General features: G+C 70.7%; 12 protein-coding genes. 9 read left to right on the plus strand and 3 right to left on the minus strand.

What is annotated here, in order from left to right; all coding sequences use genetic code 11:
• Nucleotides 1–9: 9 nt before the first annotated feature.
• Together SH922_RS19455 and pdhA are read right to left on the minus strand one after the other, a co-directional pair.
• Nucleotides 10–990, minus strand: a complete 981-nt coding sequence (locus SH922_RS19455; protein WP_393059209.1) for an alpha-ketoacid dehydrogenase subunit beta — start codon at nucleotides 988–990, stop codon at nucleotides 10–12.
• A gap of 2 nt (nucleotides 991–992) precedes the next feature.
• Nucleotides 993–2,156, minus strand: a complete 1,164-nt coding sequence (pdhA, locus tag SH922_RS19460; protein ID WP_393059210.1) for a pyruvate dehydrogenase (acetyl-transferring) E1 component subunit alpha — start codon at nucleotides 2,154–2,156, stop codon at nucleotides 993–995.
• A gap of 339 nt (nucleotides 2,157–2,495) precedes the next feature.
• Between pdhA and SH922_RS19465 the strand changes: the two genes are divergently transcribed.
• The 3 genes from SH922_RS19465 to SH922_RS19475 all read left to right on the plus strand — a co-directional run bounded on the left by SH922_RS19465 (nucleotide 2,496) and on the right by SH922_RS19475 (nucleotide 4,750).
• The gene (locus tag SH922_RS19465; protein ID WP_393059211.1) at nucleotides 2,496–3,155 is read left to right on the plus strand and encodes a response regulator; all 660 of its coding nucleotides are present in this window, start codon (nucleotides 2,496–2,498) and stop codon (nucleotides 3,153–3,155) included.
• Nucleotides 3,156–3,255: 100 nt separating this feature from the next.
• Nucleotides 3,256–3,690, plus strand: coding sequence for a pyridoxamine 5'-phosphate oxidase family protein (locus SH922_RS19470; protein WP_393059212.1), 435 nt, complete (start codon nucleotides 3,256–3,258; stop codon nucleotides 3,688–3,690).
• 58 nt (nucleotides 3,691–3,748) lie between these two features.
• Nucleotides 3,749–4,750, plus strand: coding sequence for a phosphotransferase (locus SH922_RS19475; RefSeq protein ID WP_393063623.1), 1,002 nt, complete (start codon nucleotides 3,749–3,751; stop codon nucleotides 4,748–4,750).
• Between the two features lie 8 nt (nucleotides 4,751–4,758).
• Here the strand turns inward: SH922_RS19475 and SH922_RS19480 are convergent, their stop codons facing one another.
• Nucleotides 4,759–6,357, minus strand: a complete 1,599-nt coding sequence (locus SH922_RS19480; RefSeq protein ID WP_393059213.1) for a protein kinase — start codon at nucleotides 6,355–6,357, stop codon at nucleotides 4,759–4,761.
• A gap of 295 nt (nucleotides 6,358–6,652) precedes the next feature.
• Between SH922_RS19480 and SH922_RS19485 the strand changes: the two genes are divergently transcribed.
• From SH922_RS19485 to SH922_RS19510, 6 genes are all read left to right on the plus strand, one after another.
• Nucleotides 6,653–8,305 carry a protein kinase gene (locus tag SH922_RS19485; RefSeq protein ID WP_393059214.1) on the plus strand — a complete coding sequence of 551 codons (1,653 nt, stop codon included), beginning with the start codon at nucleotides 6,653–6,655 and terminating at the stop codon, nucleotides 8,303–8,305.
• Between the two features lie 733 nt (nucleotides 8,306–9,038).
• Nucleotides 9,039–9,290 carry a hypothetical protein gene (locus SH922_RS19490; protein ID WP_393059215.1) on the plus strand — a complete coding sequence of 84 codons (252 nt, stop codon included), beginning with the start codon at nucleotides 9,039–9,041 and terminating at the stop codon, nucleotides 9,288–9,290.
• Nucleotides 9,291–9,375: 85 nt separating this feature from the next.
• Nucleotides 9,376–9,987, plus strand: coding sequence for a PadR family transcriptional regulator (locus SH922_RS19495; RefSeq protein ID WP_393059216.1), 612 nt, complete (start codon nucleotides 9,376–9,378; stop codon nucleotides 9,985–9,987).
• Nucleotides 9,988–10,131: 144 nt separating this feature from the next.
• On the plus strand, nucleotides 10,132–10,905 hold the full coding sequence (locus tag SH922_RS19500; RefSeq protein ID WP_393059217.1) for an ABC transporter ATP-binding protein: 774 nt from the start codon (nucleotides 10,132–10,134) through the stop codon (nucleotides 10,903–10,905).
• Nucleotides 10,902–13,745, plus strand: a complete 2,844-nt coding sequence (locus SH922_RS19505; protein ID WP_393059218.1) for an FtsX-like permease family protein — start codon at nucleotides 10,902–10,904, stop codon at nucleotides 13,743–13,745. The genes SH922_RS19500 and SH922_RS19505 overlap by 4 nt, the downstream gene beginning before the upstream one ends.
• 131 nt (nucleotides 13,746–13,876) lie before the next feature.
• Nucleotides 13,877–14,425 carry a bacterial proteasome activator family protein gene (locus SH922_RS19510; protein WP_326737359.1) on the plus strand — a complete coding sequence of 183 codons (549 nt, stop codon included), beginning with the start codon at nucleotides 13,877–13,879 and terminating at the stop codon, nucleotides 14,423–14,425.
• The last annotated feature ends 115 nt before the right edge of the window (nucleotides 14,426–14,540 follow it).

Below are 14,540 nucleotides of genomic sequence, written 5' to 3' on the forward strand. Positions count from 1 at the left end.
TCCCCGTCCTCAGTACGCCAGCGAGCGGTCGACGGCGTCGAGCACGCGGTCGAGACCCGGGAGGTACTCGTCCTCCAGCCGGGCCGGCGGGTACGGGGCGTGGTAGCCGCCGACCCTCAGCACGGGTGCCTCCAGGTGGTAGAAGCAGCGCTCAGTGATGCGGGCGGCGATCTCCGCGCCGGAGCCGTAGAACACCGGCGCCTCGTGGACCACGACCAGCCGGCGGGTCTTCTCGACCGAGGCCTGGATGGCGTCGAAGTCGATCGGGGACATCGAGCGCAGGTCCACGACCTCGATCGACTTGCCCTCCTCCTCGGCGGCCGCGGCGGCCTCCAGGCAGACCTTCACCATCGGGCCGTAGGCGACGAGCGTGAGGTCCGTGCCGGTACGGGCGACGGAGGCGCGGTGCAGCTGGCCCGGGATGGACTCGGTGTCGACCTCGCCCTTGTCCCAGTAGCGGCGCTTCGGCTCGAAGAAGATGATCGGGTCGTCGCTCAGCACGGCCTGCTGCATCATCCAGTACGCGTCCGACGCGTTGGACGGCGAGACGACCTTCAGCCCGGCGACGTGCGCGAACAGTGCCTCGGGCGACTCGCTGTGGTGCTCCACGGCGCCGATGCCGCCGCCGTACGGAATCCGCACGACGACCGGCAGCTTGATCTTGCCGAGCGAGCGGGCGTGCATCTTCGCGAGCTGCGTGACGATCTGGTCGTACGCGGGGAAGACGAAGCCGTCGAACTGGATCTCCACGATCGGCCGGTAGCCGCGCAGCGCCAGGCCGATCGCCGTACCGACGATGCCGGACTCGGCGAGCGGGGTGTCGATCACCCGGTCCTCGCCGAAGTCCTTCTGGAGTCCGTCGGTGATCCGGAAGACCCCGCCCAGCTTGCCGACGTCCTCACCCATGATGAGGACCTTGGGGTCGGTGTCGAGGGCCTTGCGCAGCGACTCGTTGAGCGCCTTCGCGATGGACATCTTTTCCATGGCCATGGCTACTTGCCCTCCTCGGCGAACGATGCCTGGTAGGCGGCGAACTGGGCGCGCTCCTCGTCGACGAGGGCGTTCCCGTCGGCGTAGGCGTGGTCGAAAATGGCCAGCCGGTCCGGCTGGGGCATGGACCGTACCGCTTCGCGCACCCGCTTGCCGAGGGTCTCGCTCTCCTCGTCGAGAGCGGTGAAGAACGCCTCGTCGGCGGCGCCCTCGTTCTCCAGGTAGGTGCGCAGGCGCAGGATCGGGTCCTTGGCCTCCCAGGCGACGCGCTCCTCGTCGGCCCGGTACTTCGTCGGGTCGTCGGAGGTGGTGTGCGCGCCCATCCGGTAGGTGAACGCCTCGACGAGGGTGGGCCCCTCGCCCTGGCGGGCCCGCTCCAGAGCCGCCTTGGTGACGGCCAGGCAGGCCAGTACGTCGTTGCCGTCGACCCGGACGCCGGGGAAGCCGAAGCCCTGGGCGCGCTGGTAGAGCGGCACCCGGGTCTGCCTCTCGGTCGGCTCGGAGATCGCCCACTGGTTGTTCTGGCAGAAGAACACGACGGGGGCGTTGTAGACCGCGGAGAAGGTGAACGCCTCGGCGACGTCGCCCTGGCTGGAGGCGCCGTCACCGAAGTACGCGATCACGGCCGAGTCCGCACCGTCCTTGGCCACGCCCATGGCGTAGCCGGTGGCGTGCAGGGTCTGCGAGCCGATGACGATCGTGTACAGGTGGAAGTTGTTGCTGTTCGGGTCCCAGCCGCCGTGGTTCACACCGCGGAACATCCCGAGCAGATTGGTCGGGTCGACGCCGCGGCACCAGGCGACGCCGTGCTCGCGGTAGGTCGGGAAGACGTAGTCGTCATCGCGCAGCGCCCGGCCGGACCCGATCTGAGCGGCCTCCTGGCCCAGCAGCGAGGCCCACAGGCCCAGCTCGCCCTGGCGCTGGAGCGCGGTGGCCTCGGCGTCGAAGCGACGGGTCAGGACCATGTCCCGGTACAGACCGCGCAGCTCCTCCGCGGTCAGGTCGATCGAGTAGTCCGGGTGCTCGACGCGTACGCCCTCGGGCGTCAGCAGCTGTACGAGCTCAGGTCCGGAACTCTGTGGCGTCTTCGCGGGCGTCTTCGCGGCGCTGGTCCGCTTGCTGCTGCGTCGCGGTTTACGCGCGGCAGCAGTGCTCTCCACGGTCACGTGCGTGCTCCTCCGTCGGTCCGGCCCCCGGGGTCTGCCGGGTGACCAGTGCGGCTCGCCTGTGTCCGTACCCGTGCACGGGGTGGGTGCCGCTCGGTCCGGGAACAGGCGTGACAGGTGCCCCGGCGAGCGCCCTGTCCAATGCACGTTACCCAGTGCTTCGCATAACTGCGAAACCCTTCCTGACCTGCGATTTTGCTTGGATATCCAAGTAAATCGAGGAATTCGGGAACTCTCGCTGGTCACAGCACTGGTAACAGCCTTGCAGGCCGCCGGAACAACGGCACGTTATCCCGCCGGACAGCGGCAGGGAAGAGGGGAGTGTGTGAGACTGCGATTGTGCGCAAAGAAGGAAAAATCACTGTTTTTCTGCTGGATGACCATGAAGTCGTCCGCCGCGGAGTCCACGAGCTCCTCTCGGCCGAGGACGACATCGAAGTGGTCGGCGAGGCCGGTACGGCCGCGGACGCGTTGGTACGGATCCCCGCGACCCGTCCCGATGTCGCCGTCCTCGACGTACGGCTGCCGGACGGCAGCGGAGTGGAGGTCTGTCGCGAGATCCGTTCCCAGGACGAGTCCATCAACTGCCTGATGCTGACCTCGTACGCCGACGACGAGGCACTTTTCGACGCCATCATGGCGGGCGCCTCCGGATACGTGCTCAAGGCGATCCGCGGCAATGAACTGCTGAATGCCGTACGGGACGTGGCGGCCGGAAAATCGCTGCTCGACCCGGTGGCCACCGCGCGGGTGCTGGAACGGCTGCGCGACGGAAAGAAGGGCCGCAGCGACGACAAGCTCGCGGGCCTCACCGATCAGGAGCGCAAGATCCTCGATCTGATCGGCGAGGGGCTGACGAACCGGGTCATCGGCGAGCGGCTCCACCTCGCCGAGAAGACGATCAAGAACTACGTCTCCAGCCTGCTGTCCAAGCTGGGCATGGAACGGCGCTCGCAGGCCGCCGCCTATGTGGCGCGGCTCCAGGCCGAGAAGCGCTGAGCGGTACGCCCCCGGGGCCCGGGTTCGGGACTTTGGTCCCGGCCCACCCGGGGCCCCGGCCTCTTATTCCGTCCCACACGGGTGACGGACAGTGGAAGGCATGTCCTCCGAGGAACTCCACGCAATCCAGCTGCTCGGCCGGGTCCCCTACGGCCGGCTGGCGACGAGTATGCGAGCCCTCCCGATCCTGACGGTGGCCCGGCACATCGTCACCGACGGCCGTGTCGTCCTGCGCATGCACAGCGGCCTCGGCTACCACGACGCCTGCGACGGCGCGGTCGTGGCGTACGGAGCGGACAACTACAACGAAGCCACCTCGGCCGGCAGCCGCGACCTGTGGTCCGTGCAGTTCACCGGGCCCGCGCAGATCGTCGACCCGACCGGCGCCCAGCGCGAGCTCTTCGGCCCCGCACCGGTCGAGGTCAACGGGGAGCCCTTCACACCGGCCTACCTCCGGCTCGACCCGCACTTCGTCACTGTGCACACTCTGGACTTCCACGCAACTCCGCAGATCCGCAACGCAGCGTTGATCTAACATCTGGCGAGTGCCGCGCTCATCTGTAACCTTCCCGCCTGTTCCCCCTGTCGGCGAGGTGCTGCGCCGCTACCCGGACACCGGTGAGCCGCTCGCCTGCGAACCCCTCGACCAGGGGCTGCTCAACCACGGTTACCGGGTGTCCACCACCCGCGGCTCGTACTTCCTCAAGCACCACCTGGACGACTCCACCGGCGACCGCGCCACGATCGTCCGCCAGCACCGGGCCACCCAGCGGCTCCAGTCACTCGGAGTCCCCGTCGCACCACCCGTCGTGGACAGCGAAGGGGACACCGTCACCGAGATCGGCGGCCGCTGCTACGCCCTGCACCCCTGGGTCGACGGACTGCACCGGGCAGGCGCCCAGCTCACCGTCGCCCAGTCGCTGCGTCTCGGGGCGCTGCTCGGAGCCGTACACACAGGTCTTGAACAGGTGATGGAGGCGGGCGCCGGGGCGGGCGCGGGGGCCGGGGGGCGGTCCTGCCACGCGAGCCGCGACCCCTCCGACACGTTCGCGCTGATCGACGAACTGCTGGCCGCCGCGCGCGGCCGCCGGCCCCGGGACTCCTTCGACGAACTGGCCGAACACCGGTTACTTGAGCGGCGCACCCTGCTGGAACAGCACGCGGACCGCCGCCCTCCCGCCCCGGACGGTCCGGCGACCGGCTGGGTGCACGGTGACTTCCACCCGCTGAACGTGCTCTACCGGGGCGCCGAACCGGTGGCGATCCTGGACTGGGACCGGCTGGGGGTGCAGCCGCGCGCGGAAGAGGCGGTACGGGCCGCGGCGATCTTCTTCGTGCAGCCGGCCGGGGAGTTGGAGCTGGGAAAGGTGCGGGCCTACGCGCGCGCCTACCGGCGGGCGGCCGGTGCGGGGGCGGACGAACTGGCCGCGGCGGTGCACCGGGTGTGGTGGGAGCGGCTCAACGACTTCTGGATACTGCACTGGCGCTACTGCCTGAACGACCGAAGGGCCGACCCGCAGTTCCCTGCGGTGTCGGCCCTGGCGGTCTGGTGGACCCGTGAGTACGAGGCGGTGCGCGACGCGTTCACGGGGTGAGGGCTGGGTTACGGGTTGGCGCCCGCCGCGCCACCGGCCACATCTGTTCCGGCGTCGGTGCCCTCGGTGCCGCCCGGCTCGCCGCCGTTGCCGCCCGGAGTGCCCGGCTCGGTCGTCGGGTCGGTCGGGGGCGTGGTCTCGTTACCCGTGCCCCCGTCGTCCGTTCCCCCGTCCGACGCCGGGTCCGTGTCCGTCTCGGTCGGCGTGCCCGTGGGCGTCGGCTCGGCCGTCTCGCTCGGGGTGTACGACGGGGTGTACGACGGCTGCTCCGGCGTCTCCTGCTGATCGCCGGTGGAGTTGCCGGGCTGCTCGGTGTCCTGCGTCGTCTCCTCCTCGGTCGGCGTGGCCGAGGTCTTCGTCGGGGAGGGGGTGCTGGACGTCGAGGTGGTCGGTGCCTCGGGCTTCCCGCCGCTGTCCCGTGCCGCGTTGACCGCGAAGGCGACACCCGCACCGATGGCGATCAGCGCGAGCACGACGAACAGCCACATCTTGCCGCGGCCGCCACCGCCCTGCCGAGTGCTGCCGCCGTCGTAGCCACCGTCGTCCGGGTTCATCGGCGGCAGGATCGGGCCCTGCGACGTGTCCCCGTGGTACCCGCCGTGGTTCATCGCACGGGTGGAGCCGGTCATGCCCCTGGGCGGGGTGCCCTGGCCGTCGTTCATCACGACCGGGCCGGTGTTCCACGTACCGGTGTGGCCGCCCTGCACCTGGAGCATCTGCAGGCTGTACTGGACCAGTCCGCGCATCTCCTCGGCGCTCTGGAACCGGTCGTCCGGGTCCTTCGCGAGCGAGCGCATGACGAGCCCGTCGAGCTCCGGCGGCACCCCGTGCGAGATCTCCGACGGCGGAACCGGAATGTCCTGAACGTGCTGGTACACCACGGAAAGCGGAGTTTCACCGGTGAACGGAGGCCGCAGCGCGAGGAGTTCGTACAGCAGACACCCGGTGGCGTACAGGTCGGAGCGGTGGTCGACGGCCTTGCCCAGCGCCTGCTCGGGGGAGAGGTACTGCGGCGTGCCCATGACCATGCCGGTCTGGGTCATCGTCGACTGCGCGCCGTGCAGCGCACGGGCGATGCCGAAGTCCATCACCTTGACCGCACCGGAGTGCGTGATGATCACGTTGGCCGGCTTGATGTCCCGGTGCACGATCCCGTGCTGGTGCGAGTAGGCCAGCGCCTCCAGCACCCCGGAGACGATGATCAACGCCTGCTCCGGAGGCGGGGCCTCGGCGTTGAGCAGGAGGTCACGGATGGTGCGGCCCTCGACGAGCTCCATGACGATGTACGGGACCGTCTGGCCGGCCACGGTGTCCTCGCCGGAGTCGTACACCGCCACCACCGCATGGTGGTTGAGGCCGGCGACCGACTGCGCCTCACGCGTGAACCGGGCCTTGGAGACCGGGTCCTCGGCAAGATCGGAGCGCAGCAGTTTCACCGCGACGGTACGTCCCAGCCGGACGTCCTCGGCCGCGAAGACCTCGGCCATGCCGCCCCGGCCCAGGCGGCCGGTCAGCCGGTAACGTCCGTCGCCGACGACACCGCCGATGCCCCAGGAGTCGGTGCCATCCGGAACTCCGCCGCCGTTTGCTTCGGGTTCGGGTGCCATCAGTCCTCGCCGTCGTTTCTGTCCGCGCGTCCGCGGGTTCTCACGGTGCCTAGCTGCATTGCCACGTCACGCTACAGCCTCCGTCGGACACACCGGTTTCGAGAGGGACGGGTCATCCAACCGGCTGGCGCGCCAACCGCGCAAATTCCATGCGGTTCCTGTAACGCTTCCGAGACGCTTCTTGTGCGTAGGGTCACGGAACGGGCACCTGGCTTGACGTGTCGTACCCCTCGGGCAGACTTGGCCAGTAATACGGATCTTCGCGCGGTCGCGCGGCCCTAGGGGGAAGCAAGTCATGAGCCAGGACGGCGCACACGGTGCCCAGGGTCGCTACGCGGGCGGTTCGGTCGCCGGCGGCCGTTACCAGCTGCGTGACCTGCTGGGCGAAGGCGGGATGGCATCCGTATACCTGGCCTACGACTCCGCGCTCGACCGGCAGGTCGCGATCAAGACGCTCCACACGGAGCTCGGCCGCGAGCAGTCGTTCCGCGAGCGGTTCCGGCGCGAGGCGCAGGCGGTCGCCAAGCTCCAGCACACCAACATCGTCTCCGTCTTCGACACCGGCGAGGACGAACTCGGCGGCGCGCTGATGCCGTACATCGTCATGGAGTACGTCGAGGGGCAGCCGCTCGGCTCCGTCCTCCAGGCCGACATCCGCAACTACGGCGCGATGCCCGCCGACAAGGCACTCAAGGTGACGGCCGACGTGCTGGCCGCCCTGGACACCAGCCACGAGATGGGTCTTGTCCACCGCGACATCAAGCCCGGCAACGTGATGGTGACCAAGCGCGGCATCGTGAAGGTCATGGACTTCGGCATCGCCCGCGCCATGCAGTCGGGCGTCACGTCGATGACGCAGACCGGCATGGTCGTCGGCACCCCGCAGTACCTCTCCCCCGAGCAGGCCCTGGGCCGTGGTGTGGACGCCCGCTCCGACCTGTATTCGGTCGGCATCATGCTGTTTCAGCTGCTGACCGGCCGCATCCCCTTCGACGCGGACTCCCCGCTCGCCATCGCGTACGCGCATGTGCAGGAGGAGCCGGTGGCCCCGTCCACCATCAACCGGTCGCTCACCCCGGCGATGGACGCCCTCGTCGCCCGCGCCCTGAAGAAGAATCCGAACGAGCGCTTCCCGAGCGCCGCCGCGATGCAGGACGAGATCGCGCGTGTGCTGAACGCGAGCGGACAGACGGGCGCCCCCGTGATCGTCAGCGGCGCGGGCGCTCCGGCGAACAGCGGCTCGGGTGTCGGTTCGGCCGTCTTCCCGCCGGTCGACCAGTCCACCCCGGCGCCGAACGTCCAGACGCCGTACCAGCCGGGCCCCTACCAGTCGCAGCAGCAGCCCGGCCCCTACGGCGTGCCGACCCCGGCGCCCGCCCCGGCAGCGTCGTACGGCTACCCGCAGTCGGCTCCGGCGTACCAGACACCGGCGGCGATGTCGCCGATGCAGCAGCAGGCCCCGGCGCCGTACACGATCTCTCCGCAGACGCATTCCACGTCCGCGGCCGGCGGCTCCAAGCGGAACATGCCGGTCATCGTGGGCTCGATCGTGGTCGCCCTGATCGCGGTCGGCGGCCTGATCACGGCGCTCGCGCTGAAGGACGACGACCCGGGCAAGGGCGGCACCGAGGCCTCGTCGAGCGAGTCCCCTTCCGGCGACCACAAGGATCCGGAGCGGAACCGGACGATGGACACCGACAAGTGCACGGAGGCGTACGAGGACGACGACGACCCGAACAAGGTCGACGCCCCGAGCTTCCTCTACAAGGACATCCTCTCGGTGCGCGCCTGCGCGGACGCGGCCGGCTGGACCATCAAGCAGATCAAGGTCCCCGGGAACGCGTACGCGGAGGACCAGGTCATCGACCAGTTCCCCACGTCCGGAACCGCGGTGCCCAAGGTGGGCGCCCACTTCGAGCTGCGCATCGCGACGGGCGACCCGGCGTAGGGCGCAGGCGTACGGCGTAGGCGTAGGCGTAGGGCGCAGGCCCAGGCGTAGGCGCAGGGCGTAGGGATGCGGTTGTACGGCCGCTGCTCCTGCGGGGCGCTGCGCCGATGTCGTACCGCCATCCGTCCGCATCACCGGAGATGCCGGGCATACCGTCACATGTGACGCTGGCCTCATGGCTTCAGGACACCTCGCCTCGCGGCGCTCACGGTGTGTGGCCTGCCTGGCATTGACGGCAGCCGCGACACTGGGGGCGATGACGGGCGGGGAGGCTCAGGCCGACCAGCGCGCATCCGCGCGGGGCGCGGCGACGGTAGACGTGGCGGCGGTCGGCGCGTCCGGGTCGCCGAGGGCGCCTCTCCCGCCTCTTCTGCCTCTCCCACCCGGGGCGTCGCCGGGACTCACGGCTGCGCTGTCGTCCGCGCTGCCGTCCGTATCGTCATCCGCGCTGCCGTCCGTATCGCCGTCCGTATCGCCGTCGGGTCCGTCGTCCGTTCCGTCGCCGGCAGCCCCTTCTGTTTCGCGCTCCGGCGCACCCGTCACCCCGTCGAACGCGCCCGCGCACCACGCGCCCCTGCCGCCCTCCTCCATTGCCTCCCCCGCGGCTTCCGCATCCTCGTCCGCCGCCTCCGTGCCGCCTTCGCCCGGTGCCGGATCACCGCGACCGGACGACGTCGGGGCACCGTTGGCCGGGCGGCCCGCCGGGGAGGGGCGGCAGCGGCCCGGAAGGACGATGACGCCCAAGGAGCTCGCCCGGGCCGACGCCCTCGACGAGGCCGAGAAGGAGCCACCGGCGACGCAGCCCGCCGCCGTGCCGTCCCTCACCCCGGAGCCGAGTACGTCCCCCGGAACCGGCCGGATGTCGCAGCAGGCCCTGGAGGGACCGGCCGTCGAGCAGGTCAAGCAGGTGTCGCTCGGCGCGGGAATCGCCCTGGTCGGTCTGGGCCTCGGCTTCCTCGCCTTCCGCCTGCGCCGCTCCGACTGAGCACCGCCCGGCGGAGGGGTCAATCGGCTCAGCGGCGGGCCGCGGCGACTTGCATCCAGCAACATACTCGGTATACATACTCAGTATGTCGATCCGCCATGGGCTTCTGGCCCTACTGGAGCGGGGGCCCCGGTACGGCTCCCAGCTCCGCACCGAATTCGAGTCGCGCACCGGCTCCACCTGGCCGCTCAACGTCGGGCAGGTGTACACGACGCTGAGCAGACTGGAGCGCGACGGCCTGGTCGTCCAGGACGGCGAGGACGACCAGGGGCACGCCCTGTACTCGATCAGCGACGACGGACGCGCCGAGCTGCGCGCCTGGTTCGAGACGCCGGTCGACCGCAGCAGCCCGCCCCGCGACGAATTGGCCATCAAGCTCGCCATGGCCGTCGGCGCCCCCGGCGTCGACATCCGGGCGGTCATCCAGTCCCAGCGCCACCACACGGTGAAGGCGATGCAGGACTACACCCGCCTCAAGGCGCAAGCTCTCACCGAAGTCCCCGCCAACCGCGACGAGGTCGCCTGGCTGCTCGTACTGGAACAGCTGATCTTCCAGGCCGAGGCCGAGGCCCGCTGGCTGGACCACTGCGAGTCCCGGCTGGCCCGTCTCGCCGACGCCGCCGCCACCGAACCCGAGGCGCCCACGTCCCCGCGCAGCGGTTCACGCACCACCTCCCGGCCCCGCGCCCGCCGCTGAACCCACCACGGCAGCCGCAGGCCGTACCGCCACTGAGCGACCGCTCGGACCGCAGACCGAACGCCGCCGAGCCGTGGCTCCGGCGACCGCCGGGCCACACACGCAGACCGACCACAGACCCGTTCCAGGGGGGAACCCACCGTCATGTCCCCGCACATCCCGTCCCCGTCCCCGGCCGCTCCGCCCCTGCCGGTGGACGCACCGGTGCTCGAACTCCGCGACCTCACCCGCACCCATGGCACCGGCATCGCCGAGGTGCACGCCCTGCGCGGGATCAACCTGTCCGTGCACCCCGGTGAGCTCGTCGCCGTGATGGGCCCCTCCGGCTCGGGCAAGTCGACCCTGCTGACCCTGGCAGGCGGTCTCGACACCGCGACCCGTGGCCAGGTCGTCATCGAGGGCCAGGACATCTCCGCCCTCGGCCGCAAGGGCATCGCCGCTCTGCGCCGCCGCAGCGTCGGCTACGTCTTCCAGGACTACAACCTGATCCCCGCACTGACGGCCGCCGAGAACATCGCCCTGCCGCGCGAGCTCGACGGGGTCTCGGTCCGCAAGGCGCGCAAGGAGGCCCTGGCCGCCCTGGAGGAGATGAAGCTCCTGGACGTCGCAGACCGCTTCCCGGACGAGATGTCCGGCGGCCAGCAACAACGCGTCGCGATCGCCCGCGCGCTGGTGGGGGACCGGCGCCTGGTGCTCGCCGACGAACCGACCGGGGCCCTCGACTCCGAGACCGGCGAGGCCGTCCTCGCGCTGCTGCGCAACCGCTGCGACCAGGGCGCCGCCGGAGTGATGGTGACGCACGAGCCGCGGTACGCGGCCTGGGCGGACCGGGTGGTATTCCTTCGGGACGGCTCCATCGTCGACCAGACACTGACCGTCGGTGCCGATTCGCTGCTGGCCGCCGGGAGCGCCGAGTGAGCCCCTTCACGGGGTGGCGCGCCGCCCTCCGGATCGCCCGCCGCGACGCCATGCGGGCGAAGGGCCGCAGCGCCCTGGTGGTCGCGATGATCGCGCTGCCGGTGCTCGGGGTGACTGCGGCGGACGTCACGTACCGCAGTGTCGACTCCACCGAGGCCGAGCAGCTGACGGCCCGGATGGGCTCGGCCGACGCACTGTTCAGCGACCCGGGCATGGGTCCGCTGCAGCAGATGCCCGACGGGAACATGTACGACGCCGTCGGTGACGCCGCGCCCGACGGGGATGTCCCGCCGATCGACATGCGCACTGCCTTCCCCGAGGGCGCGCGGGCGATCAGCATCCGGTCCGTGCCCGCGAGCGTCACGACCGCGTACGGGCTCACCAACACCGACATCGTGGAGTTCCGGACCGCGGATCCGATGGCCCGCGGCAAGGTCGACCTCGTCGAGGGCAAATTCCCGGGCGGCACCGGTGAGATGGTGGCGACCAAGCCGTTCCTGGAGTCGGCCGGGCTGCACATCGGCTCCCGCACCACGGTGAACAGCTCCGACCGCACGTACACCATCACCGGCGTGGTCGAGCAGCCCGACGATCTGAAGTCGCAGAAGCTGTACGCCGATCCGGGCGCCGTCATCGCCCCGTGGCAGGCCGCGGCCGACCGCGACAAGAAGGTGCTGCCGCCCAACACGGGCTCGGCCGAGTGGCTGGTCTCGGGATCCGGTGCTGCGGGCATCGGCTGGGGCGACGTCCTCGCGGCCAACAAGGCCGGCGCCCTCGTCGTGTCCCGCCAGGTGCTCATGGACCCGCCGCCGGACTCCGAGATCCCGTTGGCGCAGTCGGTGAGCAACTACGACACGGACGACTCCGCCGAAGCGAGCGCGGCCGTCGTGACCGTGGTGGCCATGGCCCTCCTGGAGATCGTCCTGCTGGCCGGACCGGCCTTCGCCGTCGGTGCGCGCCGCTCACGCCGTCAGCTCGGACTCGTCGGCACCTGCGGCGGCGACCGGCGCCATGTCCGCGCCGTGGTGCTCTCCGGCGGGCTGGTGCTGGGTGCCGTCGGGGCGGTGACCGGTGTCGCGGCCGGGCTGCTACTCACGGTGGCGTTCCGGCCGCTGATCGAGGACTGGGCGGGGCAGCGCTTCGGCTCCCTGGTCCTGAAGCCGACGGAGCTCCTCGTCGTCGCCGCGCTCGGTCTGGTCACCGGGCTCCTCGCGGCGTTCGCCCCGGCGATCGTGGCCGCCCGGCAGTCCGTACTGGAATCGCTCACCGGACGGCGCGGCGTGCGCCGCAGCTCCCGGGTGCTGCCCACCGTGGGCGCCTGTGTGCTGGCGCTCGGCGTCGCCGTCGCCGTGTTCGGCGGTACCAGCGGCTCGTCCACGCTGGTCGCCGGTGGCTCGGTCGTCGCCGAGCTCGGGCTGCTCGCCTGCATTCCGGTGATCGTCGGCCTGCTGGGCCGGCTCGGCCGCAGGCTGCCGCTCTCGCCGCGGATGGCGCTGCGCGATGCCGCCCGCAACCGCGGCCGCACCGCTCCCGCGGTCGCCGCCGTGATGGCGGCCGTCGCGGGCTCGGTGGCCATCGCGACGTACATGTCCAGCAGTCTGGCCGAGTCCGACCACGACTACACGCCCATGCTGGCCACGGGGACGATGGTCCTGTCGTCCACCGACGCCAAGTCGGCCGAGCGCCTCCCGCTGGCCCGGGCATCCGTCGAGCAGAACATGACGGTGACCGGCGGCCACGCCGACTTCTCCCGGGTCTGGGCGGGCAGCGACTGCAACGTCTACTACGAAGAGGAGAACGGCTGCGGGACCATGAAGCTGGTCAAGCCCACCGGCAAGGGCCACACGTGCCCGCTCAACACGAAGGGCGCCAAGGACCTCGCCGCACGGCTCTCCGCGGAGGAGCACCAGCAGATGATGCGCTCCCCCGCCTGCGTGGACGAGTACATCTCCTCGGGCAGTTTCAGCTCGGAGTCGAACAACATCGTGGTGGGCGGCCCGGACCTGCTCCGCACCTATGCGAAGCTCGACGACCCCGCGGCGGCCGCAGCGCTGAAGGCCGGCACCCCCGTCCTGCTGAACCAGGCGTACGCGAAGAACGGCGAGATCACGCTCAAGGCCGTCCACTCGTACAACGCCAAGGACAAGAAGAACCGCAAGCTGCACCCGGGGCCGGCCCGTACGTCCACGGACCGGCTGAAGGTGTACGTCGCGGACGCCGAGTACGCCGCCACTCCCGGCATCCGCATGATCCTTCCCGAGCGGACCGCCGAGCGGCTCGGCCTGCACACCCAGCCGGCCGGCAGCGTGTACGCCGTCCCCCACCCGCCCACGGACGCCGAGGACCAGCGAGTCTCGGCCGCCATCGACCAGGCCGGCGGCGGACTCTGGCTCCAGACCGAACACCGTCCCGGCGATCGGGAAAGCATCATTCTGCTGATCCTCACCCTGTTCGCCGGCGTGGTGACCCTGGGTGCGGCAGCGATCACCACCGGCCTCGCCAAGGCCGACGCGGAGGCCGACCTCACCACGCTGAGCGCGGTCGGCGCACCCCCGCGGGTACGACGGACCCTTTCCGGCTTCCAGTGCCTGGTGGTGGCGCTCACCGGGGTGCTGCTCGGCACGGCGGCGGGCCTGGTGCCCGCGGTGGCGCTGCGCATGGTCGACCTGCGTAACTCGATGGACGCGATGCGGAAGGAGCCCATGGAATCCGCCTTCACACCGATCGTGCTGCCCTGGGCGACCATCGGGCTGCTGGCCGTGGTCGTCCCGCTGCTGGCCGGGCTCCTGGCTGCGGCGCTCACCCGCTCCCGGCTGACGCTGGCCCGGCGCGCCGGGTGAACCGGCACAAGGCCGCGGCGGCTGCCTGACCGGCTGCTCCGATGCACATCCGGTGCCCCCGGAAACGGTGGATCATCCGTTTCCGGGGGCACCACCATGTTGTACGGCGCGTGTGCGAGACAATGGGCGGCATGGAGATGCCGAGGAATGAACGGTCGCAGGAGCACCCCCAAGTCCTCGTAGTGGGACAGGACGGAATGGCGATCGGCGGCGGTGGCACTGACGACGAGTCGCGGGAGGTCCCGGTGACGGAGATGGTCGAACAGCCCGCGAAGGTCATGCGCATCGGCAGCATGATCAAGCAACTCCTGGAGGAGGTCAGGGCGGCTCCCCTCGATGAGGCGAGCCGAGTGCGCCTGAAGGAGATCCACGCCAGCTCGGTCAAGGAGCTGGAGGACGGCCTCGCGCCGGAGCTGGTGGAGGAGCTGGAGCGGCTCTCCCTTCCGTTCACCGAGGAGTCGGTCCCCTCCGAGGCGGAACTCCGGATCGCGCAGGCCCAGTTGGTCGGCTGGCTGGAGGGTCTTTTCCACGGCATCCAGACGGCGTTGTTCGCCCAGCAGATGGCGGCCCGGGCGCAGCTGGAGCAGATGCGCCGCGCGCTGCCTCCCGGCAGCGGTCATGAGGAGGAGGACGGCGGCGCGGACCCGCACGGGGCGCTCCGCTCCGGCCCGTACCTGTAGCCCTGGCCCGTACCTGTACTCGTACTCGCACCAGTAGCCGTCTGTACTCGTCCGGAGCCGTAGTCGTATCTGTCGATCTGCCGATTCCGCGTGAAGGGCCCGGCACACGAATTCG

It is taken from the genome of Streptomyces sp. LN549 (genome assembly GCF_043203805.1).
In the GTDB taxonomy this organism is placed as follows: domain Bacteria; phylum Actinomycetota; class Actinomycetes; order Streptomycetales; family Streptomycetaceae; genus Streptomyces.

Bases quoted from the DNA above. Each gene is read 5' to 3' on its own strand.
- SH922_RS19455 (WP_393059209.1), bottom strand. From the start codon at position 990: ATGGCCATGGAAAAGATGTCCATCGCGAAGGCGCTCAACGAGTCGCTG.
- SH922_RS19490 (WP_393059215.1), top strand. From the start codon at position 9,039: ATGACGCCCAAGGAGCTCGCCCGGGCCGACGCCCTCGACGAGGCCGAG.
- SH922_RS19485 (WP_393059214.1), top strand. From the start codon at position 6,653: ATGAGCCAGGACGGCGCACACGGTGCCCAGGGTCGCTACGCGGGCGGT.
- SH922_RS19470 (WP_393059212.1), top strand. From the start codon at position 3,256: ATGTCCTCCGAGGAACTCCACGCAATCCAGCTGCTCGGCCGGGTCCCC.
- SH922_RS19510 (WP_326737359.1), top strand. From the start codon at position 13,877: ATGGAGATGCCGAGGAATGAACGGTCGCAGGAGCACCCCCAAGTCCTC.
- SH922_RS19480 (WP_393059213.1), bottom strand. From the start codon at position 6,357: ATGGCACCCGAACCCGAAGCAAACGGCGGCGGAGTTCCGGATGGCACC.
- SH922_RS19495 (WP_393059216.1), top strand. From the start codon at position 9,376: ATGTCGATCCGCCATGGGCTTCTGGCCCTACTGGAGCGGGGGCCCCGG.
- SH922_RS19500 (WP_393059217.1), top strand. From the start codon at position 10,132: ATGTCCCCGCACATCCCGTCCCCGTCCCCGGCCGCTCCGCCCCTGCCG.